This is a genomic window from Lysinibacillus sp. BPa_S21, assembly GCF_023337795.1.
In the GTDB taxonomy this organism is placed as follows: Bacteria; Bacillota; Bacilli; order Bacillales_A; family Planococcaceae; genus Lysinibacillus.
The window spans coordinates 1-21,760 of the sequence record NZ_JALIRS010000008.1 but is presented as its reverse complement, the minus strand read 5'-3'; the positions used below and the strand labels follow the sequence as shown (position 1 = coordinate 21,760).

Here is a 21,760-nt window from a genome sequence, read left to right as displayed (position 1 = left end):
AAGCCTAAACACTAAAGGAGATTTATAATATGGATAAACAACAAGTTTTAGAAATGCTAGTAGAATTATGTGAGGACGATATCATTGTAGAAAATCCAGATATCGATTTATTTGAAGAAGGGCTTCTTGATTCATTCGGTACAATTAATTTATTAGTGGAAATTGAAAATCGTTTTAATATCTCAGTGCCAATTACTGATTTTAACCGTGAGGAATGGAACACGCCAAATCGTATTGCAGCGGAATTAGCTGAAAGACAATGATAAAGAAAGGCTTTCTATCATTACTAATTGCATTCGTTCTTTTTGCTGCCCTTTTATTCTTCCCTAATTCCTGGATAAAAGCTTGGATTTCAGATGAAGATGTAGAGCAGGCAAAGACTAGTATGTCTCCGTTAGTGTTCCAAGGGATGTACTTCCAGGAGCGAATGTTGCAGGAGCCTAATACGATGCCTTTATATGGCTCCTCAGAATTAAATCGTTTTGATCCTTTCCACCCTTATAACTATACTCGAGCTACAAATGCTCCCTATACGACATTTATGGTCGGGCGTGGTGGTATGCAGTCTATAACACACTTTTTAAATTTTGCTGCACAAGAAAAGAATTTAAAAGATAAGAAAATTGTCTTCATCATTTCACCGCAATGGTTTACGAAAAAGGGAATGAATGAATTACATTTTTCTCCTAACTATTCGATGTTGCATGCTTATGATTTAGCATACAATAAGGACATTGACGAGGATCTTCGAAATCGAGGCATGAAACGCCTTCTTGAATTCGATACGGTGAATCGCGATGATCTGCTGAAAATAATTTATAAATATAAATTATCTGGCGGTAAGGAAAAACCAATCATTGGACGACTTGCCATGATTGCTGGCCATGTCCAAAAGGCCTTTTTAGAGAAAAAAGATTTATATTACTCGCTCTTCCCTCGAGAAGGTAGTAACTTAAAAAGCAATGACAAACTAGTTACCGACCAAACATTTGAGCAACAATTGCAAAATGCCGAGAATTATGGCGAAAAACGTGTATCCAATGATTTAATGATTGAAAATAAATTTTATAAACGACTTGTAAATGCTAATATTAAGAAGTTTAAAGGTATGCGAAAAAACGAAGACTATACGACTTCACCTGAATATGAGGATTTACAGCTAGTCATTGATGTTCTAAAGGATGCTGGTGCAAAGCCACTATTTGTTACGATTCCAGTAAATGGTCATTGGTATGACTACACTGAATATCCTGCAGATCGTCGTGAAAAATATTACGAAAAAATGGATCAGATCTTAACTGATAATGGTGTTCCATTTGTTGATTTCTCAGGCCATGACTATGATCCTTACTTCATTATGGATACGATTCATATCGCATGGAAGGGCTGGGTTTATCTAGATCAAGAGCTAGACAAATACTGGGCACAGAAATAAATCGTTTTCCAATAGAGACAGTCTAAAGTGTTAATCACTAAAGGCTGTCTCTTTTTTTGTGGATTATCTTTGAGGGCAAATGCGATGTTTAAAAATATGTCACTACTGTAAAACGAGGGGTGATTTCCGTTCCGACTGGTGCGTTGGCGTTTCATGTTCATACATGCGAGTTGGTCCATTTTCTATCTATTCTGATGCCTCCTCTACCGTTTTTAATCCAATTAAAAGGTCTTTTTACAAGATTTGTCGAATAATAATTTATATAGCAGGTTGCCTTTTTTGGTAAAGTCAGTAAATTATTGAAAGGTAGGTTTGGTTTATTGAGAAATAAGTATGTTATTTTTAGTATCCTATCAACATTATTTTTATTATTGCTTTCTGGTTGCACTAGTCAAAAAGATTCAGAATTAGCGACTATTTCAATTAACACCGATTCTAAATATGTGAGTACTTTCAAGGATTTAAATTTAGGTACAGTATTAGATTTTCATTTCAAATTAAATCAAGCCGATAAACGTTGGGTGGATCTTTGGGTTGAAAGTTATAAAGATGGGCAATTAGAGTCTAATTCATTAACGGCATTATCATATGGGCAAAGTCCAAACAAAGTAGAGGAAGGCAATATAGGGTTCGGGATAATCAATACTGATGATGAATCGTTTGCTTTTCTTTATGGACCAAGTATGAGAGCAAACCCGATAAAAATTGACAAAATTCCGTCTGACGCTAGTATTAGTGTATGGGATTATGCAATTGGAGATGAAACAGTAAAATTAAAATTGAACGAAACTTATTTACTAGGTGTATACAGAGAATCAAAAGGAAACTCTATACGAACATACGACTTGCAGGACGAAAATGAAGTAAAAAAAATGATACAAGATGACCATCTTGTATATTTATTGAAATTAAAAATTCATAATGAATCTAATTAAAAACTAATTTCTAGGGCCTCGACTGAGCAGTTCACTCGGGGCCTTGCTCACTTTTCTTTCCAACCTGAGGTTTCCCAGATTACCCGATCACTTTTTACTCTTACCTGAGCAGTTTCCCACGTTACCCGATCACTTTTTCACCCTACCTGAGCAGTTTCCCACGTTACCCGATCACTTTCTCACCCTACCTGAGCAGTTTCCCACATTACCTGATCACTTTCTCACCCTACCTGAGCAGTTTCCCACATTACCCGATCACTTTACACTCCTACCTGAGCAGTTTCCCACATCACCCGATCACTTTCTCGCCCTACCTGAGCAGTTTCCCACGTTACCCGATCACTTTTTCACCCTACCTGAGCAGTTTCCCCACATTACCCGATCACTTTACACTTCTACCTGAGCAGTTTTCCAAATCACCTGATCACTTTGCCAAAGACCACCTCCTCAATAGCCCGCCCAAACAACAAAAAAATCGCCTCAAAAGTATATAAATACCTTTGAGACGACACTAGAAAAGCTACTAAGTAATAGCTTATTTTAAGTTATAGAAAGATTTTAAACCAAGGTACTCAGCTGTTGAACCAAGTTGATCTTCGATACGAAGAAGTTGGTTGTATTTAGCTACACGGTCTGTACGTGACGGAGCGCCTGTTTTAATTTGACCAGCGTTTGTCGCAACTGCAATATCAGCAATTGTTGCATCTTCAGATTCACCAGAACGGTGTGAGATCACTGCTGTGTAACCAGCGCGTTTTGCCATTTCGATCGCTTCAAATGTTTCTGTTAACGTACCGATTTGGTTTACTTTGATAAGGATTGCATTACCAACACCTTGCTCAATACCAGCAGCTAATTTTTGCGTGTTTGTTACGAATAGATCGTCACCTACTAATTGTACGCGAGCGCCGATGCGATCTGTTAATAATTTGTGTCCAGCCCAGTCGTTTTCGTCTAAGCCATCTTCAATTGAGATGATTGGGTATTTGTTTGTTAGCTCTTCGTACCATTCAACCATTTCTTCAGAAGTTTTGACTACGCCTTCACCATCTAAGTGATATTTGCCATCTTCTTTATTGAATAATTCAGATGAAGCAACGTCCATTGCAAGTTTCACTTCTTCACCTGGTTTATAGCCAGCTTTTTCGATTGCTTCTAAAATTACAGTAATGGCTTCTTCGTTTGAACCAAGATTTGGTGCGAAACCACCTTCGTCACCTACAGCTGTATTATAGCCTTTCGCTTTCAGTACTGCTTTTAAGCTGTGGAAGATTTCAGCACCCATACGTAATGCATGACGGAATGATTCTGCGCCTACAGGCATTACCATGAATTCTTGAATGTCTACGTTGTTGTCAGCGTGAGCGCCACCATTAATGATGTTCATCATTGGTACTGGTAGTTGTTTTGAGTTAAATCCACCAAGATATTGATAAAGAGGTACATCTAAGTAATCTGCCGCAGCATGTGCAACTGCCATTGATACACCTAAAATAGCATTAGCACCTAGTTTACCTTTGTTTTCTGTGCCATCTAGCTCGATTAAAGCTTTGTCGATGACTACTTGATCAAGAACTGAGTAGTTACCTTCTAGCTCTTGAGCAATAATTGTGTTTACATTTTCAACTGCTTTTAATACACCTTTGCCTAGGTAACGAGATTTGTCACCGTCGCGTAATTCTACCGCCTCATATTCACCTGTAGATGCACCTGATGGTACGATTGAACGTCCAAAAGCGCCTGATTCTGTAAATACTTCAACTTCTACTGTTGGATTCCCACGTGAGTCTAAAACTTCGCGCGCATAGATTTGTGTAATAAATGGCATAATTAATTCTCCTCTTTTTCAATTAATGATTGACCTGTCATTTCAGAAGGTTGTGACACCTCTAATAATTCTAACATGGTTGGCGCCAAATCGGCTAAAATGCCACCATTTCTTAACATTAAATTTGGTTTTGTCACAATGACTGGAACAGGATTTGTTGTATGAGCTGTCATTGGATCCCCTTTTAAAGTAAGTACTTCATCAGAGTTACCATGGTCAGCTGTAATAATAGCTGCGCCTCCTTTTGCAAGGAGTGCATCTACTACTTTTCCAAGACATTCATCGACTGCTTCAATGGCCTTGATTGTTGGCTCTAACATTCCGCTATGCCCAACCATATCAGGGTTCGCGAAATTAAGAATAATGCCATCAAATTTATCGGCCGCAATCTCTGCTAGCAATGCTTCTGTAACTTCATAAGCACTCATTTCAGGTTTTAAATCGTATGTTGCAACCTTTGGAGAGGCAATTAAAATACGCTCTTCCCCTTCAAATTTCTCCTCACGACCACCACTCATAAAGAATGTAACGTGCGGATACTTTTCTGTTTCTGCAATACGTAGCTGTGTTTTGCCATTAGAAGCTAACACTTCACCAATCGTATTTTTCAAGTTGTCATTTGCGTACGCAACTTGAGCATTTACTTCATCACTGTAATGAGTGAATGACACGAATTTTAAATTCTTAGGATGCTTAGCTGATAATTCGAAACCATCAAATTCACTATTAGTAAACACTTTAGATAGTTGAATTGCACGGTCAGGACGGAAGTTGAAGAAAATAACAGCGTCATTATCATCAATTGTTGCCACTGCTTCTCCGTGCTCTTGAACGCTAAATGGAATCACAAACTCATCTGTTACATCACGCTCATATGATTCAGCTACACCACTTGCTGCACTATCAGCTGTTTGGCCAGCACCATCTACTAGTACATTGTAAGTAAGGGCTACGCGATCCCAACGTTTATCACGATCCATTGCATAATAACGACCGTGGATGGAAGCGAATTGACCTACGCCAATGTCCTTCATTTGTTTTTCAGTTTCTTCGATATAGTCTAGAGCTGTTGTCGGTCCAACATCACGACCATCTAAAAAACCATGTACAAAGACTTTGTCTAAGCCTTGTTGTTTTGCAAGCTTTAATAGCGCAAACATATGCTCATAATGGCTATGTACGCCACCATCTGAAAGTAAACCCATGATATGAAGCTTAGAATTATGAGCTTTAACATGTGCAATTGCATCCAAAAATGCTTTATTCGTAAAGAAATCTCCTTCACGAATAGATTTGTTTAAGCGTGTTAAGCTTTGATACACAATTCGTCCAGCACCAATATTTAAGTGTCCAACTTCAGAGTTCCCCATTTGACCTTCAGGTAACCCTACCGCTTCACCGGCTGCCGTTAAAGTGGAATGCGGGAACTTATTCCAATAACGATCGAAATTGGGTTTGTTTGCTTGGGCTACTGCATTTCCGAAAGTTTCGTCGCGAAATGCAAAGCCATCTAGAATAATTAATGCTACTGGCTTTTTAGGCATTTGCTGCCGCCTCCAATAATTTTAAATATGATTCTGGTTGTAAACTTGCTCCACCGACTAAAGCACCATCGATATGCTCTTTTGCTAATAATTCCTGAATGTTCTCAGGTTTTACGCTACCGCCGTATTGAATACGTACAGCATTGGCCGTTTCAGCATTATATAATTCCTTCACTACTGCACGAATTGCACCGCATACTTGGTTAGCATCTTCTGCTGTAGCAGTTTTACCTGTACCGATTGCCCAAATAGGTTCATAAGCAATCACCATATGCTCCACTTCTTGTGCTCCAAATCCAGCAAGTGCTGCTGTAATTTGATGAGCAACCTTCTGCTCAGTAGTCCCGGCTTCGCGTTCCTCAAGCGTTTCGCCACAGCAAATAATCGGTACGATATTATGCGCAAGTGCTGCAGCAACCTTTTTATTGATGGCTTCATCTGTTTCGTTATAATATTCACGTCGTTCAGAGTGCCCTAAAATAACATAGTCTACTTCCACACTTGCAAGTTGAGCTGGACTAATTTCTCCAGTGAATGCACCTTCGTTTTCATAATGCATCGTTTGTGCACCAATTGCTAGCTCAGATTCACTTGCAACTTGCACAAGCGTAGGTAGGTAAAGTGCTGGTGCACAAACAACAGCGTCTACTTTATCATTTGAAGGAAGTTTGTCCTGTACCGCATCAACAAACTGGATAGCCTCTTCAAATGTTTTATACATTTTCCAGTTACCTGCAATAATTGGTTTACGCATCGTTCTTGCCTCCTATGTTTTTATTCCACGTTAATGTTTTATTTATCGTTTAATGCCACAATCCCAGGAAGCTCTTTCCCTTCCATTAATTCAAGTGATGCACCGCCACCTGTAGAAATATGGTCCATTTTATCGGCAACTTCAAATTTTTCTACTGCTGCTGCAGAATCCCCGCCGCCGATCACTGTATAACCAGTTGTAGTTGCCATAGCCTCTGCTACAGTTTTTGTACCATTCGCGAATTTATCCATTTCAAAGACACCCATTGGTCCATTCCAAATGATTAATTTAGAATCTTTAATAACCTCTGCATAGTTAGCAGCTGTTTTTGGACCAATATCTAAGCCCATCCAGTCCGCTGGAATAGCGTCTACATCTACAATTTGTGTTTCTGCATCCTTTGAAAATTCGTTTGCGACAACTGCATCGATTGGCATATGTAATTGCACGCCTTTTGCCTTTGCTTTTTCAATGAAGGATTTTGCTAAATCGATTTTATCTTCCTCTAATAAAGATTTACCGATATCATAGCCCTGCGCTTTAATGAATGTAAATGATAAACCGCCACCGATAATTAAGTGATCCACTTTTTCTAATAAGCTTTCAATGACACCGATTTTATCTTTAACTTTGGCACCACCGATAATAGCTGTAAATGGATGCTCCGGCTTTGATAAAGCTTTACCTAGCACATCTAATTCCTTTTGCATAAGGAAACCAGATACTGCTGGTACATGCTTGGCAATTCCTTCAGTTGACGCGTGTGCGCGGTGAGCTGCACCGAATGCATCATTGACATAAACGTCCGCTAATTTTGCAAATTGCGCCGCTAAAGTAGGATCATTTTTCTCTTCACCAGCGTGGAAGCGTACATTTTCAAGTAGAATCATGTCACCATTTTGCATGTTGGCAACCGCTTCTTCTACCTCTTGACCAATCGATTCATTTAATTTCGTAACAGGTTTACCCATTAATTCAGCTAAACGTACACCTACTGCAGTTAGGCGCATATCCTCGTTTACTTCACCTTTTGGACGTCCTAAGTGAGAGGCTAAAATTACTTTGGCACCTTGTTCCACTAAATATTCAATTGTAGGAATTGCTGCTCGAATACGTGTTTCGTCAGTAATCGCGCCATCTGCCATTGGTACATTAAAATCGACACGTACAAATACGCGCTTACCTTTTACATCAATATCTTTCATCGTCTTCTTATTTAACATGAAGAAACCCCCTTCAAAGTTGTAGTCGTGAATTTCCTGGATTCACCCATCTTGGCTCCTCCCATCATTCACTTAACTGTATGAGATAAAAAACTTTGGTCCATTTCGTTATTATCAACCCACACTATGGTGAAGTATCCTTTTACTTGCTTTTATAGTAGCAAAAGTCACGTTCTATGCCTGCAATTACATAACCAGTCAGAGGATAGTGCCTATTCCGAATATTCAGCACACGCTCATCTTATATTTTTTGTATAAAAAAGGAGTAAGGGTAAATTTCCCTTACTCCCATTACCCTTGTATATTATATCTTTTAGACATTATAAAGGCTATACTTTTTATGCGTAAAAAGCAGTATTATGTCACACTTTTTACTTAAGTTATCGAATTATGACACTTATTTATTGTTTAATCCTTTTTCTGCGATATATAAAGCTAAGTCCATTAAACGAGTAGAGTAACCAATTTCGTTATCATACCATGCTAGAACCTTTACCATACTATTTTCTAATACCATTGTAGAAAGACCATCTACAGTTGAAGAGTTATGATTACCATTGTAGTCAATTGAAACTAATGGTAGTTCGTTGTATCCTAAAATACCTTTAAGCTCGTTTTCTGAAGCTTCCTTTAATGCAGCATTAATAGTGTCTTTTGTAACTTCTGATTTTAGCTCCACTACTAAGTCCACACATGAAACGTTTGGTGTTGGCACACGCATCGAGAAGCCATCTAATTTACCTTTTAATTGAGGCAATACTTTTGAAACTGCTACTGCTGCACCTGTTGTTGTTGGAATCATTGACACTGCACCAGCACGTGCGCGACGTGGATCAGAGTGCGGGAAGTCAAGGATACGTTGATCGTTTGTATAGGAGTGAATTGTTGTCATCATACCGCGTTCAATACCAAATTTTTCATCAAGTATTTTAGCAACAGGTGCTAGGCAGTTCGTTGTACAAGAAGCGTTTGAAATAACATCATCTGTTTTAGGGTTGTAATCCTCATGGTTCACGCCCATTACAAACGTTGGCATTTCGCCCTTCGCAGGAGCCGAAAGAATCGCTTTTTTAGCACCTGCTTGAATATGTTTTCCTACTTCTTCCATCGAGCGGAATCTACCTGTACATTCAAGTACTACATCAACCCCTAGCTCACCCCAAGGTAAATTAGCCGGATCTTTTTCGGCATACACTTTAATTTTTTTTCCATTTACTACGAAAGAATCACCGTCTGCATAAACATCAGCATCGTAGATACCGTGTACTGAATCATAAGTTAATAAGTGTGCAAGCTGACCTGCATCTGTTAGGTCATTTACTGCAACCACTTCGAATTCATCGTGCTTCATCGCTTCACGAAATACTAATCGTCCAATACGTCCAAATCCATTAATCGCTAATTTTAATGCCATTGTCAATTCCTCCAATATTGTTGAAATAATTAATTTTGCCTCGGACATTTATAATATCCACAATTGGCTTTATTCTCATTCAGAGAGTGTTGTAGAACTCACTGAAAAATTGAGTTACATCGTAATTTATAACGATGGTATACCTTCGGCGATAGCTTTCGCGGCTACCTCATCCGTTATAAAAATCGTTTGCTTTGGCGCTACCTTAAAGTACGATAGCATTGCCTTCACTTTTTGTTTACCAGCAGCAACTGCAATTAATTGCTTACTTCTTTGAATTTGCTCAAACTGAATACCGATTGTTCGAATTCGATGTACAATTTCACCTTCTGCATTGAAATAATAGCCAAATGCTTCACTAACTGCACCCTTTTCTTCGAGTATTCGTAAATCCTCCGGTGATGAATTACGACGAACAGCCATTTCTTCTGCAGAGCCGATACCATGAATCACACAATCTGCATGATCATAATAATTCATCATTTCGGTTACCATTGGCTCTGTTAACATTGCTCGATAGGCCTGCTCACTTAAATGCTCCGGTAAAAACAATGTGCGATACTGTGCATCCATTTGCATAGCAAATGCTGAGACAAGTGTATTGGCTTGCATTTGCATTTCATGTCCAATACCTCCGCGAGCAGCAACAAATGTGATGTTATGTGCATCAATGGGATGTAAAAATTGCGCAAGCGATGCAACCGACTTGCCACCAGTAACAGCTACTATTTGACCATCAAAGCTTGTTGACATAAATTGTTGTGCTGCCTCTTTTCCAAGCAATGTTAATATCGTATCGTCTTCATTGTAATCACCTGGTACAACAATTACATGCTGTAAGCCGAAATGGTTTTCCAATAATTTAGCCAGTTTTTTAAGACCAGACCATTCATAGACGATTGTTCGAAGCTTTTCAATAACTACTTCACCATCGTCTGTACATACCATACCCGACTTTTGAGAATCTAATAACCCTTGCTCACGTAAAATATCTGTTTCTTTACGAATTTCTCGCTCGGTCATTTTAAGTGAATCTGCAAGTGTTCGACGCCCAATTGGCTGCATAAGCTGAACTGTTTGCAATATACGATATCTCGATTGTAGCAGCGGATACATTTCTGGAAGTAGCCTTTGCTGTGCCTCAGGTACAGATAACATATTAATCTACTCCCTTTTTAATATCAGTGGGTTGTATTTTGTCCCACTATATAAAATTATGTCCCACTTACAATTTCATTATAATACTCTTTATAAATAATGTAAAGTGACAAAAAACGCGTTTAATTTACAATGAAACCGTTTAGTAATAGAAATAATCATTAGACGTAAAATACAGCTCTCCATTATACAATTATGAAAAGGTTGGGTTGATCACCAAAAACTGTGGATGACTTTTATTAAAACGTTACTATGTAAATAAGTTGATTGGAGTGGAGACTGGACGACTCCTAGGGGATTAGCGAGAGGGGAACGAAGGCTAAAGGCATCACGTCCTGTGATAACGCCTTCGTTACCAACATCGTGTTGCCCCGACGCCCCCTGGAAGCTCTGCTCTGTGCGAAAGCGAAGCGTCAGCAACAATGTTTTATCTGTAGCGAAAGCGAAGCGTCAGCAACAAATGTTTTATCTGCGCGAAAGCGAAGCGGCAGCGGCAAATGTTTTATCTGCGCGAAAGCGAAGCGGCAGCGGCAAATGTTTTATCTGTGCGAAAGCGAAGCGTCAGCAACAAACCGCCCAGTCGGAACGGAAATCAACCACACGTCTCGGTGACGATTCAAAGGTTTAATAAAATGGAACCATTTTACAATTCATTCGTAATAATAGATAATAGGATATATTAAAAAAATAATTGGCTCACATATATAGAGGAGGGTTTCTAATTGAAGAATTCTACAAGAGCAACAGAATGTCCAAAATGTGGTGGGAGAGAGTTAGGAAAAGGTAAGCATAATGGATATGCGGTTATGTACCCAGAAAATAAGATGAGTATCGGTTCAACTGTTGAATATATTATTTGCACAGAATGCGGATTTATAATCGAGAGCTATGTAAAAAAACCGGAGAAATTTAAAGGTACACTTTTTTGAGGATCTATTGTAATTTAAATTAAATGGAAAGCTTCGCTATTTAAATGTCCCGGAATTAGCGTTGTAAGTAGATACATAAAGGACTCTCTATTTTAAGCATAATGGCCTAATTGTGGATATCTAAAGTTAAATGAGCTTTTTAACAGAAAGACAATTGCAAAAAGAATTGATTGGGTGATTGGAGTGGAGGCTGGGCGACTCCTTGGGGATCAGCAATAGAGGAACGCGAGTGAAGCGGCTCATCGAACGCCCCCAGGAAGCTCTGCTCTGCGCGAAAGCGAAGCGTCAGCGGCAAATGTTTTCTGTAGCGAAAGCAAAGCGGCAGCTACAAATGTTTTCTGTAGCGAAAGCAAAGCGGCAGCTACAAATGTTTTATCTGTGCGAAAGCGAAGCGACAGCAACAAATGTTTTATCTGCGCGAAAGCAAAGCGGCAGCTACAAATGTTTTATCTGTGCGAAAGCGAAGCGACAGCAACAAAGCGCCCAGCCGGAACGGAAATCATCCCCTCGCTTTGGTGCTGAGTCTGATTAATTAAATATCGTGTGTTATCTAGCATAAAAAACCCGTAACCAAAATGTCATGGTTACGGGATTTTTATTAGCTTATTTTGTGTAAGATAAAATTGCGTTTTTCTTAAATCTGCATAAAGCTTTTGTAGCTTCATTTTTATTTGTGTATTCAAAAATACGAACGTCCTTTTTCTCAAATACTGTAATAACCCACATTGTAAAATCTCCCTTCAAATTCGCTTTTGTAATATAACAACCACTAAAAATGTGATACTTTTGATCATCTGTTTTATAACAACCTCTTACTGATTCTTATTCTACTCCTATTTTTTTAAAAATAAAGCCAAATGTGAAGGTCTTCACAAACTGTTCAAATTCTAAACGCTTTCATTGAACAATTTGTGAATTGTGGTTATTACTGCTGAAAATTCGAGTAAAAGTAACATCTCATTAAAAGCCTCTGGTATGTACATTTAGCAGATTCCTTTGTTATTCGTTAGACAAATGCTCCACAAGTGTTGCGTAATCTAAATTGCCATATTGTATCACTTGCCCATCCTTCTCTACTACCGGAATCATTAACATATACTTTTCATGTATGCTTTCATCTTCTTCAATATCAATAATTTCAATATCGAAATCTATATCTTCCTGTACAAGCTTTAATGTATGTAATCCCTCTACACACAATCCACAATTAGCCCGACTAAAAAATGTAACCTTCAATTAAAGCACCTCCCATAAGAGCATTATAAAACGAAAATCAAAATACCGTAATTACTCCCTTTGTTTCATTGATTCTGAATCTTTTTTAATAACAGTGGTGTTCTTGCCAATGAATACTGACACGACAACAACGATGGCTACAACAATAGTAAATAATGTAATGGATTCATTAAGAAATAAAGCTGCAAAAATAATCATTAAAAATGGCTGTAAATATTGAATTTGACTTACTTTTGAAATGCCTCCCATAGCCATTCCACCATACCAGGCTACATATGCTAAAAATTGACTAACAATAGCAAGATACAAGAAGCTAATCCAAGCTTTTAAAGGAGCATGCAACATTTCAGCTGATACGTTTAATAGCACTGGAATAATAAGAAAAGGAGTAGCTACTATGATTGCCCACGCGATTACTTGCCAGCTTCCTACTTCTCGTGCTAGTACCCCACCTTCAGCATAACTAAGTCCGAGTATTATGACTGCTGCCAATAAGGCTAAATCTGCAACATGTAACTGGCCCAGTCCAAGATAAGTAGCGTAAATCATTACTGCCAATGCGCCAACTATACTTGATATCCCAAATTTAATGGACGGAATTTCGCCTCCCCTTATCATGGCAAACCCCGCCGTAGCTAAAGGTAAAAGGGCTAATTCTACAGCTCCATGAGAAACTGGCAAACTTGTCATAGCCCAAGAGGTAAGTAAGGGGAATCCTAAAACTGCGCCTAAAGAGACAATAATTAAGCTCTTGAATTGACGAGCAGTGGGTAGTTTTTCTTTTTTCACAATCAATACGATAGTAACTAAAATTGATGCTACTACCGCTCTTCCTAAGCCAACAATTGTAGTCCCAAAATATTCTACTGCTACACTGGTTGCAGGTAATGTTAAGCTGAAACAGATAACGCCCACTAAGCCTAATAATAACCCCATTTTTTCCTTCTTATTGTCCTGCACTATGACCATCCCCTTATATTTTTTACAAATCTGTACCATTTGTGCTGGTATAATAAATATTAAGAGGAACTACCGTAAAAATAAACGGAATATTTCGCCATCTGTCCTGGTACAGAATAAGGGAGGCTTTGTATTGTATACAAAATATAATGAGGTTATTGATGAAATTAAAGATCAACTAGCACAGGGATTACTTATAGCAGGTAGTAAGCTTCCTTCAGTACGACAACTTTCAGAAAAATTCTCCTGTAGTAAAAACACAGTTGTTAAAGCGTATGAGGAGCTAGAAAAAGAGCACTTCATTTTTTCTGTGCCCAAAAGCGGTTATTATGTTGTCAATGAATTTCAAAATCCAGACAGTAAAAATGATATTATTGACTTTTTGTCTGCTGGTCCTGATAAAGACATCATGCCCTACATTGATTTTCAGCACTGTATTAATCAGGCCATTGATACTTATAAAGAAGAATTATTTACTTACACCGATCAACAAGGACTATCCTCTCTACGACTTCAATTGGTGAAGTATTTGCAAAGCTTACAGGTATTCACTGAACCCGAAAGATTATTTATTGTGTCTGGCTCTCAGCAGGCTCTTAATTTATTAGTTTCTATGCCATTTCCGAATGGGAAAAACAATATTTTAATTGAACAGCCTACTTATTTTGGCTTTACAGAATCTGCCAATTTACAGAAAGTGACTACGTTCGGGATTGATTTATCTATGGATGGAATTGATTTCGATCGTCTAGAATATATATTTCGCAATAACGATATCAAGTTCTTCTATATTGTTCCTAGGTTTCATAATCCACTTGGACATAGCTATACGAATAAAGAGAAAAAAAGAATTGTTGAATTAGCGGAAAAATACGATGTCTATATAGTTGAGGATGACTTTTTAGGTGATTTGGATCCAAATACTAAATCTGATCCATTATTCGCGTACAATCCTTCTGGCAGAGTTATTTATATTAAAAGTTTTTCTAAAGTTTTTCTACCTGGTTTACGAGTTGCGTTTTTAGTACTTCCAAAAATTATGAGTAACAACTTTTTACGTTATAAATTTACTGCCGATTTTAATAGTTCGGTTCTTTCACAAGGAGCATTAGAAATTTATTTAAAAAACGGAATGTTTAATAGCCATATTAAGAAAATAAAAGAGCTATATTATAGAAAAATGCAACATCTACAGGAAGCTTGTAAGTTATTGCTACCAAATAACACGCAATATACGAAACCTTCTTCAGGATTTTATCTTACTATCTCCCTGCCCGAAAAAGTGACTGCAAAGCAGATTGTCAATTTGTTACAAGAGCAAAATGTCCTTGTGGATGATGCAGCTAGAATGTTCCTACCAGAATATAAAAAGGAAAATCTGATTCGATTAAGTATTTCTCAAGTGGATGAGCGTCAAATTAATGCTGGCGTAGAAAAGCTAGCCCGTTGTATCACATTAATTGACAATAAAAAAAATGATATATCTCGAAATACTTTTCAATTCTTATAACGGTTCTCCATCCAAATAAGAACAATTTAGAGTCTTCAACTAGAAAAGACTGTGCAAGAAATTATGCACAGTCCTCTTTATATTATTTTTTCAGATGGCTATCTAAGAATTTTAGCATTGCAGTGTAGAATTCGATACGGTTTTCTTCATTATGGAAACCATGACCTTCATTATCTTTCAGCATGTATTCCACATCAACGCCTCTAGCACGTAATGCTTCAACGATTTGATCGGACTCAGCCTTATTTACACGTGGATCATTTGCACCTTGAGCTACAAATAGCGGAGTTTTAATTTTATCCACATGGAAGACAGGTGAAGCTGCTGTTAATAGCTCCTTATCTTTTTCTGGATGCCCAACACGCTCATAAAGCATTTCACGCATTGTTTCCCAATATGGAGGAATTGTATTTAATAGTGTAAAGATATTCGATACACCTACATAATCAACTGCTGCTGCATATAGATCTGGTGTATAAGTGATACCTGCTAATGTTGCATAACCTCCAAAGGATGCACCATAAATTCCGATACGTTTAGGATCTGCAATGCCTAGATCGATTGCCCATTGTACACCATCTGTAATATCATCTTGAATTTTTAGACCCCATTGCTTATTACCAGCTTCCAGGAATTCTTTACCATATCCAGCTGACGAACGGAAATTCATTTGTAGTACTGCATAGCCACGATTTGCTAGTAATTGCACTTCAGGATTAAAGCCCCACATATCACGTGCCCATGGTCCACCGTGTGGATTGACGATAAGTGGCAGATTTTTAGCCTCTTTATTTTTCGGTAAAGTTAAATAACCGTTAATTGTTAGGCCGTCTCGACTTTTATATGAAATTGGATGCATTTCTGAAAGCTCATCTTGTTTTAACCAAGGGCTTAATGTTGCCAATTCTTTTAATTCGTCTGTTGTTGAATCGTAGTAATAATATTTTCCGTAAACAGTGTCACTAGAAACGTTTACAATGAATTTTGTCATTTCTTTGTTGTAATCATTAATACCTAAATCACTTTCAGGAACACCTAATTTGTTTTGAATTTTACGGAATAGTTTTTCAAATTCCTCATCAAAGAATTGATAATGTATCTTATCTGTTACATACCCACCGTACAATACTTTATCTTTCTCAGAACTATATAATACACCCGCTACATCCACTTCTGAGTTGGACATAATTACTTCTTCTTTACCTTCTAAATCATATTTAACTACTTCTACTTTATCTCTTCCTTTATTAGAAGTTGCGAAAATATGTTTATTGTCTTTAGTGAAAGCAATTGGCATTACTTCATCTCCTGCTTTCATTTCAATAAATGGCTTGAATTCATTTTTCTCTGAATCACGGTAAAGGATAGTTCCTTCTACACCATCTGAAGTTACTGCCATACGTACATTTCCATCATGATCTGCTAACCAACTTGAAATATTACCTGGGTTTTTCGCAACATGTGTAGTGACTCCAGTCTTCACATTAAGCTTGTATACATCAAAGACTTTTGCATCTTCTTTATTCATCGTAATAAGGATTTCGTCTTTAATGCCCTGTAAATCACTTAATAACTCAACTGTTACATTCGGATATGGTGTTAAATCCTTCTCCTCGTTACCATTAAATGTTGTTGAATAAATGTGGAAGTTTTCATCGCCACCTTTATCCTTTACATATAGTAAATTATCATCTTTCCAGAAGGATCCCCCAATATCGCGATCCATTGAACTAGATACACGTACTGGCTCACTATCATCATTCATTTTCTTTACGAACACATTTGAACGATTTTCCCATGCAGATTTATAAGTAATGTAATTTCCGTCTGGTGAAAGATGATAGCCGGCGTTTCCTGGGTTTTTCATGAAATCTTCTACCGAAATTTCTTTTACGCCTTCATTATTGTTAACACTATTTTTCACATTTTTAGCATTGTTTAAAATTTTGACCGCATCTTGTTTAGTAATTGTTTCACTATTCGAGAGACCGTTAAATAAACCTATCTTATTTGCTTTTTCTTGATATTCAGCAAGTGTTGCTTCTTTTTCCTCTTTATTTAAAGCTCTTACTAAAATACGTGCCGCTTCATCACGTTTAATATTCACACTGAAATCTTTTAATTCTTCGCCTTTTACCCATTGATCAATGATTTGCTGACGCATTGTCTCTGATCCATGTTGGAATGTTAGAGCTGTTACAGTTAAATCTAGAAACTCCTTAGCAGATAGACGTTCCTCTTTTACTTTTACTTGACTGATAGTTTCATTAGCAGCGCGCACTTCCTGCAAAGATACAGGAATGACAGCAGATGACGTTAAAATAACCGCTAATGATGCTGATAAAAACCTTTTTTTCAAAATGATTCCTCCTTATATCAGTACATGTTATATCGTTTGTCGATACAATTAAATTATAGCAATTTTACAATTATTGTCAAATATTTGTATAAATTAATATAATTACCTTTAAAACCGATAAAAAGTGAACTGCAATGAGTTCAATTTTTAAATATAGTCTATCCCCTCAGAATAATTGCATAGGGATTCGGAAAAAAGTTAAAATTTCCGACTTGCTCCTCCACCAGCAGATGAGCCGCCTCCGAATCCTCCAAAGCCGCTGCCACCAGAGCTGCCACCTCCGAAACCACCAGGAAAGCCACCCGAAAAACCGCCACGTCCACCACGTCTTCCAGAACGAGGCCCGCCTCCTCTACCATTAGAAATAAATGTATAAACAATAAGTACTATAATAGCGATTAAAATAATCATCCACGTTGGCATTTCCTCTTTGTCAGCTGTATTTTCAGGCATTTCTCCATCCCAATTGTATTCCTCCGCGACAGTTTGAAATACTTCAGTGTACGTAGCTTTAAATGCCTTATCAATGTCTCCGGCACTTGCATTCGGATAAAACGCTGCATCTAAAATGCGTCCCAACTTACCATCAGGTAATGCACCCTCAAGACCTTGACCTACAGCAATGACCACATCATTATTACCTTCGCCCTGCCCAAACGTTGCTAATAATAACACGCCATTATTTTTTTGGGCATCCCCAATGCCCCAAGAACGAATCATTTTAGTTGCATACATTTTTGGTTCTTCTCCGTTAATAGTATCTACGGTGACGACCATTATTTCAGCACCTGTACCTTTATCTAGCTGCTCTGAATAATGATTGAGCTCTTCCTTCATGGATGAAGATAAAACATTGGCAAAATCATGAATATACGTATTTTTCATTGGCGACGGCATTGCGGCTTCTGCCATTCTTATCGATAAAATAAACATGATACTCACAATCATGAGCTGAATAAAAAAGCTTTTCATTATTGTTTACCTGAACTACTAAAATCTATAGAAGGTGCCTTTTCAGTACCCGCAGCTGCTTTAAAGTATTCTTTCTGTTCAAAACCAAACATCCCTGCAATTAAATTACCCGGGAAACGTTTGACCGTTTTATTAAAAGCCTGCACTTCATTGTTGTAGTCTTCTCGAGCAACCGCTAAGCGATTTTCTGTCCCAGCTAATTCATCCATTAATTGACGGAAATTTGCATCTGCCTTTAAATTTGGATAGTTTTCTACGACTACTAGCAATCGACTAAGTGCACCGTTCAATGCATCATTGGCAACAGCCTGTTCCTTTGGACTATGTGCACTTCCCATTTGTGCACGTGCTTCTGTAATGCTAGCGATCACATCTTTCTCATGGTTAGCATATCCTTTTACAGATTCTACTAAGTTCGGAATCAAATCATAGCGTCGCTGTAGCTGATTTTCAACCTGAGCCCATTTCGAATCAACACTTTCCTCAGCAGTCACAAGGCTATTGTATTTTGGAATAAATAGTAAGGCTAATACAACTAAAATAATAACGATCATTCCTATAGGTCCAAAAATTTTTTTCAATTCTAAACCTCCTTCGCTTTCTTTTTTCTTACTACTAATGTGTAGGAAAAAAACATCTCTATACTACATATATGCAAATGCATTAATACCGTATGAAATTTATCTAAGGAGCCATACTTAATACTGTAAAACAAACTATGATATTTAGGAGGCGCTTTTTTTGACACAATCGTTTCAAAATGAATCATCAAACCAAACATCATTCAACCAACAACAAAGCCTAAATCATGGTGGACATGAGCTCATGGACATGCATGAAGTAATCGGCGAAATCATTGCTGGTATGAATCAATCCATTTTTTTACGTCCACATGTTAAGGATCCTGAGTTACTAAGCATTTTGGATAGCCAATATAATTTCACTTTAGGTATGTATAACACTATTGTGGAATCATTCAACACAGGACATGATCCATCTGTTCCTACAGGTCGCTATCAAATGGAGACAGGGAATGATTTTAAATATGGAATGAATCCTGGTCAGCCTAAAAAGCCAATGCAAAACGCAAATGAGCTTAACGACGAAGCAATTTCTGGATTCCTATTAGGTGCTCAAAAAGGGGCAGCGAAATGTATGACTGCTGCTGCAACAGAAACTACCAACCCTGTCGTTCGACGTGTTGTTGCCGATAGTATTCCCAACTGCATTGAAATGGCATACGAATTATCTATTTACCAAAATATGCATGGCTACTATCAAGTACCTCAGTTTTCTCAACAGGATATGCATACTATGCTTAATGCATACGGCACTACAACAAATCCCCTTCATTAATAAAACAAGAGCAGTCCCTGTGTGATCGTCATCACATATGGGACTGCTCTTATTTTAACTACAGGGCGGCAAGCCTCTACATATTTAGTAAACAAACAAAAAAAAAAGAATCCCCTCAGATAGGATTCTTTTTTCCGACTAGTATAACTAGTCTTCACGTTCGGTATGTTCACTAAAAAATAATTTGGAGTTGTTGCTTTTTTGAAGGTTTGAAAGGAACAAATACGGGAATAATGCCTACTAGACAAGATTCCATATTTTCCCTTCTCACTTCTCCACTAAGCAGGCTGCTAAACTACTTATTAGGAGAATTGAGTTATAAAAGTAAATAATAAATCAGTAAAATGGCGCCCTCGGAGGGAATCGAACCCCCAGTGCAAGAACCGGAATCTTACGTGTTATCCATTACACCACGAGGGCAATTAAACAAAAAAAAAAGTACTCACCCTAGGCTTTACGAAAAGCATGATGTAGATAACCCTCATTTGAAGCATACCTGCAAAATAGTGTACTGTACTTTAACTTATGACCTTATCAATTATACAAACGTATGGCATATAATTCAACTATAGAATGCAAAACCTTTTAACTTTTTTTATTTTCACTAAGTTCGTGTCAAAATACCTACTAAATAAAGATACTCTCCCGGCGAATGTCACTCATAATTGTATTGGCACAATTCAAATACTGCCGCTCTGTTTAATGTGTCTGCTCCAATTGGTTTCTGCGTGAAAGCGAAGTGCCTACAACAATTACGCCAGGTGAAATTGATTTAATTTATTTCACTTTAACAGGGTTAATATTTGACCTTCCCTGACTATAATGTGTATGATAAGGATACAGCTGAAATACAAAGGAAGTTTTCAGCAATAGTATTCGAATTTAGTTTTATAAGGAGGATTTAACATGAATTTAATTCCTACAGTTATTGAACAAACAAGTCGTGGTGAACGTGCATATGACATCTATTCACGACTACTAAAAGACCGTATTATCCTATTAGGAAGTGCAATTGACGACAACGTTGCTAACTCAATCGTTGCGCAACTTCTATTCCTACAAGCAGAAGATCCAGATAAAGATATCTTTCTTTACATTAACTCACCTGGTGGATCAATCACTGCCGGTATGGCAATTTACGACACAATGCAACTGATCAAGCCACAGGTGCAAACAATTTGTATCGGTATGGCAGCATCTATGGGTGCTTTCTTACTTGCAGCTGGTGAACCTGGTAAACGTTTCGCATTACCGAATGCGGAAGTAATGATCCACCAACCTCTTGGCGGTGCACAAGGTCAGGCAACTGAAATCGAAATCGCTGCTAAACGTATTTTATTCTTACGTGAAAAATTAAACGGTATTTTATCAGAACGCACTGGTCAACCACTTGAAGTCATTGCAAGAGATACAGACCGCGATAACTTCATGACTGCTGAGCGCGCAAAAGAATATGGCCTAATCGACCAAATTATGGATCGTAACGACCGCAAATAAAACTATCAAAGGCATCCCAGATTTATTTCTGAGATGTCTTTTTTTGTTCGCCTTGATGTTCCGTCGCTTTGACTCTTCTTTTCGTCGTTCTGGCTTCTCTTTCCGTCGTTCGAGCTCTTCCTTCCGTCGCTCCGGCTTCTCTTTCCGTCGCAGTCTTATCTTTTCGTCGTTCCAGACCTTCCTTCCGTCGTTCAGGCTCTTCTTTCCGTCGTTCTGGCTTCTCTTTCCGTCGTTCTGGCTTCTCTTTCCGTCGCTTCGGCTCTTCCTTCCGTCGCGGCCTTACCTTTCCGTCGTTCCGGCTCTTTTTTCCGTCGTTCTGGCTTCTCTTTCCGTCGCTTCGGCTCTTCTTTCCGTCGCGGTCTTATCTTTCCGTCGTTCTGCCTCTTTCTTCCGTCGCTTTGGCTCTTCTATCCACGATTCTGGCTTTTCTATCCACGACTTTGGCTTTTATCCACCACTCTGGCTTTTCTATCCACGACTTTAGCTCTTCTATCCACGACTTTGGCTTTTGTCCACGACTTTGGCCTTCTATCCACGACTCTGGCTCTTCTATCCACGACTTTGGCTTTTCTATCCACGTTTTTAGCTCTTCTATCCACTACTCTGGCTTTGGTCCGCGACTTTAGCTCTTCTATCCACGACTCTGGCTT

22 protein-coding genes and 1 tRNA gene are annotated in these 21,760 nt (G+C 38.1%); 9 read left to right on the top strand and 14 right to left on the bottom strand.

Annotated elements, in window-relative coordinates:
* Nucleotides 1-29 precede the first annotated feature (29 nt).
* The 3 genes from dltC (at nucleotide 30) to MOK21_RS15895 (ending at nucleotide 2,370) form a co-directional block, all read left to right on the top strand.
* Entirely contained in the window at nucleotides 30-263 is a 234-nt protein-coding gene (gene dltC, locus MOK21_RS15905) for a D-alanine--poly(phosphoribitol) ligase subunit 2 (protein ID WP_249074975.1), read from the top strand.
* A complete protein-coding gene (gene dltD, locus MOK21_RS15900; protein ID WP_249074974.1) occupies nucleotides 260-1,435 on the top strand; it encodes a D-alanyl-lipoteichoic acid biosynthesis protein DltD in 1,176 nt (391 codons plus the stop codon). Before dltC ends, dltD begins: the two co-directional genes overlap by 4 nt.
* Before the next feature lie 320 nt (nucleotides 1,436-1,755).
* Entirely contained in the window at nucleotides 1,756-2,370 is a 615-nt protein-coding gene (locus MOK21_RS15895; protein WP_249074973.1) for a hypothetical protein, read from the top strand.
* Between the two features lie 535 nt (nucleotides 2,371-2,905).
* Here the strand turns inward: MOK21_RS15895 and eno are convergent.
* From eno to MOK21_RS15865, 6 genes are all read right to left on the bottom strand, one after another.
* Nucleotides 2,906-4,198 carry a phosphopyruvate hydratase gene (eno, locus tag MOK21_RS15890; protein ID WP_249074972.1) on the bottom strand — a complete coding sequence of 431 codons (1,293 nt, stop codon included), beginning with the start codon at nucleotides 4,196-4,198 and terminating at the stop codon, nucleotides 2,906-2,908.
* Between the two features lie 2 nt (nucleotides 4,199-4,200).
* Complete coding sequence (gene gpmI / locus MOK21_RS15885; RefSeq protein WP_249074971.1) at nucleotides 4,201-5,742, bottom strand: 2,3-bisphosphoglycerate-independent phosphoglycerate mutase; 1,542 nt, start codon at nucleotides 5,740-5,742, stop codon at nucleotides 4,201-4,203.
* Complete coding sequence (tpiA, locus tag MOK21_RS15880) at nucleotides 5,735-6,496, bottom strand: triose-phosphate isomerase (RefSeq protein WP_249074970.1); 762 nt, start codon at nucleotides 6,494-6,496, stop codon at nucleotides 5,735-5,737. Before tpiA ends, gpmI begins: the two co-directional genes overlap by 8 nt.
* 38 nt (nucleotides 6,497-6,534) lie before the next feature.
* Entirely contained in the window at nucleotides 6,535-7,719 is a 1,185-nt protein-coding gene (locus MOK21_RS15875; RefSeq protein WP_249074969.1) for a phosphoglycerate kinase, read from the bottom strand.
* Between the two features lie 397 nt (nucleotides 7,720-8,116).
* Complete coding sequence (gene gap, locus MOK21_RS15870) at nucleotides 8,117-9,133, bottom strand: type I glyceraldehyde-3-phosphate dehydrogenase (protein WP_249074968.1); 1,017 nt, start codon at nucleotides 9,131-9,133, stop codon at nucleotides 8,117-8,119.
* Between the two features lie 126 nt (nucleotides 9,134-9,259).
* Nucleotides 9,260-10,291, bottom strand: coding sequence for a sugar-binding transcriptional regulator (locus tag MOK21_RS15865; protein ID WP_249074967.1), 1,032 nt, complete (start codon nucleotides 10,289-10,291; stop codon nucleotides 9,260-9,262).
* 397 nt (nucleotides 10,292-10,688) lie between these two features.
* Between MOK21_RS15865 and MOK21_RS15860 the strand changes: the two genes are divergently transcribed.
* The 3 genes from MOK21_RS15860 to MOK21_RS15850 all read left to right on the top strand — a co-directional run bounded on the left by MOK21_RS15860 (nucleotide 10,689) and on the right by MOK21_RS15850 (nucleotide 11,752).
* Nucleotides 10,689-10,919 carry a hypothetical protein gene (locus tag MOK21_RS15860; RefSeq protein WP_249074966.1) on the top strand — a complete coding sequence of 77 codons (231 nt, stop codon included), beginning with the start codon at nucleotides 10,689-10,691 and terminating at the stop codon, nucleotides 10,917-10,919.
* Nucleotides 10,920-11,013: 94 nt separating this feature from the next.
* A complete protein-coding gene (locus MOK21_RS15855) occupies nucleotides 11,014-11,220 on the top strand; it encodes a transcription initiation factor TFIIIB (RefSeq protein WP_249074965.1) in 207 nt (68 codons plus the stop codon).
* 229 nt (nucleotides 11,221-11,449) lie between these two features.
* Nucleotides 11,450-11,752, top strand: coding sequence for a hypothetical protein (locus tag MOK21_RS15850; protein ID WP_249074964.1), 303 nt, complete (start codon nucleotides 11,450-11,452; stop codon nucleotides 11,750-11,752).
* Between the two features lie 71 nt (nucleotides 11,753-11,823).
* On the opposite strand, the gene MOK21_RS23805 is transcribed toward MOK21_RS15850, so the two are convergent.
* The 3 genes from MOK21_RS23805 to MOK21_RS15840 all read right to left on the bottom strand — a co-directional run bounded on the left by MOK21_RS23805 (nucleotide 11,824) and on the right by MOK21_RS15840 (nucleotide 13,425).
* On the bottom strand, nucleotides 11,824-11,946 hold the full coding sequence (locus MOK21_RS23805) for a hypothetical protein (RefSeq protein ID WP_283164733.1): 123 nt from the start codon (nucleotides 11,944-11,946) through the stop codon (nucleotides 11,824-11,826).
* 273 nt (nucleotides 11,947-12,219) lie between these two features.
* Nucleotides 12,220-12,456, bottom strand: a complete 237-nt coding sequence (locus MOK21_RS15845; protein WP_249074963.1) for a glutaredoxin family protein — start codon at nucleotides 12,454-12,456, stop codon at nucleotides 12,220-12,222.
* A 51-nt stretch (nucleotides 12,457-12,507) separates the two neighbouring features.
* A complete protein-coding gene (locus MOK21_RS15840; protein WP_374110197.1) occupies nucleotides 12,508-13,425 on the bottom strand; it encodes a DMT family transporter in 918 nt (305 codons plus the stop codon).
* 124 nt (nucleotides 13,426-13,549) lie between these two features.
* On the opposite strand from MOK21_RS15840, the gene MOK21_RS15835 reads away from it, so the two are divergent.
* The gene (locus MOK21_RS15835; RefSeq protein ID WP_249074961.1) at nucleotides 13,550-14,926 is read left to right on the top strand and encodes an aminotransferase-like domain-containing protein; all 1,377 of its coding nucleotides are present in this window, start codon (nucleotides 13,550-13,552) and stop codon (nucleotides 14,924-14,926) included.
* An 82-nt stretch (nucleotides 14,927-15,008) separates the two neighbouring features.
* Here the strand turns inward: MOK21_RS15835 and MOK21_RS15830 are convergent, their stop codons facing one another.
* The 3 genes from MOK21_RS15830 to MOK21_RS15820 form a co-directional block, all read right to left on the bottom strand.
* Nucleotides 15,009-17,285 carry a S9 family peptidase gene (locus tag MOK21_RS15830; RefSeq protein ID WP_249074960.1) on the bottom strand — a complete coding sequence of 759 codons (2,277 nt, stop codon included), beginning with the start codon at nucleotides 17,283-17,285 and terminating at the stop codon, nucleotides 15,009-15,011.
* 198 nt (nucleotides 17,286-17,483) lie between these two features.
* Entirely contained in the window at nucleotides 17,484-18,257 is a 774-nt protein-coding gene (locus tag MOK21_RS15825; RefSeq protein ID WP_249074959.1) for a TPM domain-containing protein, read from the bottom strand.
* A complete protein-coding gene (locus MOK21_RS15820) occupies nucleotides 18,257-18,838 on the bottom strand; it encodes a LemA family protein (protein ID WP_249074958.1) in 582 nt (193 codons plus the stop codon). The genes MOK21_RS15825 and MOK21_RS15820 overlap by 1 nt, the downstream gene beginning before the upstream one ends.
* Before the next feature lie 160 nt (nucleotides 18,839-18,998).
* Between MOK21_RS15820 and MOK21_RS15815 the strand changes: the two genes are divergently transcribed.
* A complete protein-coding gene (locus MOK21_RS15815; RefSeq protein ID WP_249074957.1) occupies nucleotides 18,999-19,613 on the top strand; it encodes a spore coat protein in 615 nt (204 codons plus the stop codon).
* A 345-nt stretch (nucleotides 19,614-19,958) separates the two neighbouring features.
* Here MOK21_RS15815 and MOK21_RS15810 read toward each other — a convergent pair.
* A tRNA-Arg gene (locus MOK21_RS15810) sits at nucleotides 19,959-20,033 on the bottom strand.
* 486 nt (nucleotides 20,034-20,519) lie between these two features.
* Here MOK21_RS15810 and clpP point away from each other — a divergent pair.
* The gene (gene clpP / locus MOK21_RS15805) at nucleotides 20,520-21,110 is read left to right on the top strand and encodes an ATP-dependent Clp endopeptidase proteolytic subunit ClpP (protein WP_249074956.1); all 591 of its coding nucleotides are present in this window, start codon (nucleotides 20,520-20,522) and stop codon (nucleotides 21,108-21,110) included.
* A gap of 428 nt (nucleotides 21,111-21,538) precedes the next feature.
* On the opposite strand, the gene MOK21_RS15800 is transcribed toward clpP, so the two are convergent.
* A partial coding sequence (locus tag MOK21_RS15800; protein ID WP_249074955.1) for a hypothetical protein occupies nucleotides 21,539-21,760 on the bottom strand: 222 nt, incomplete at its 5' end.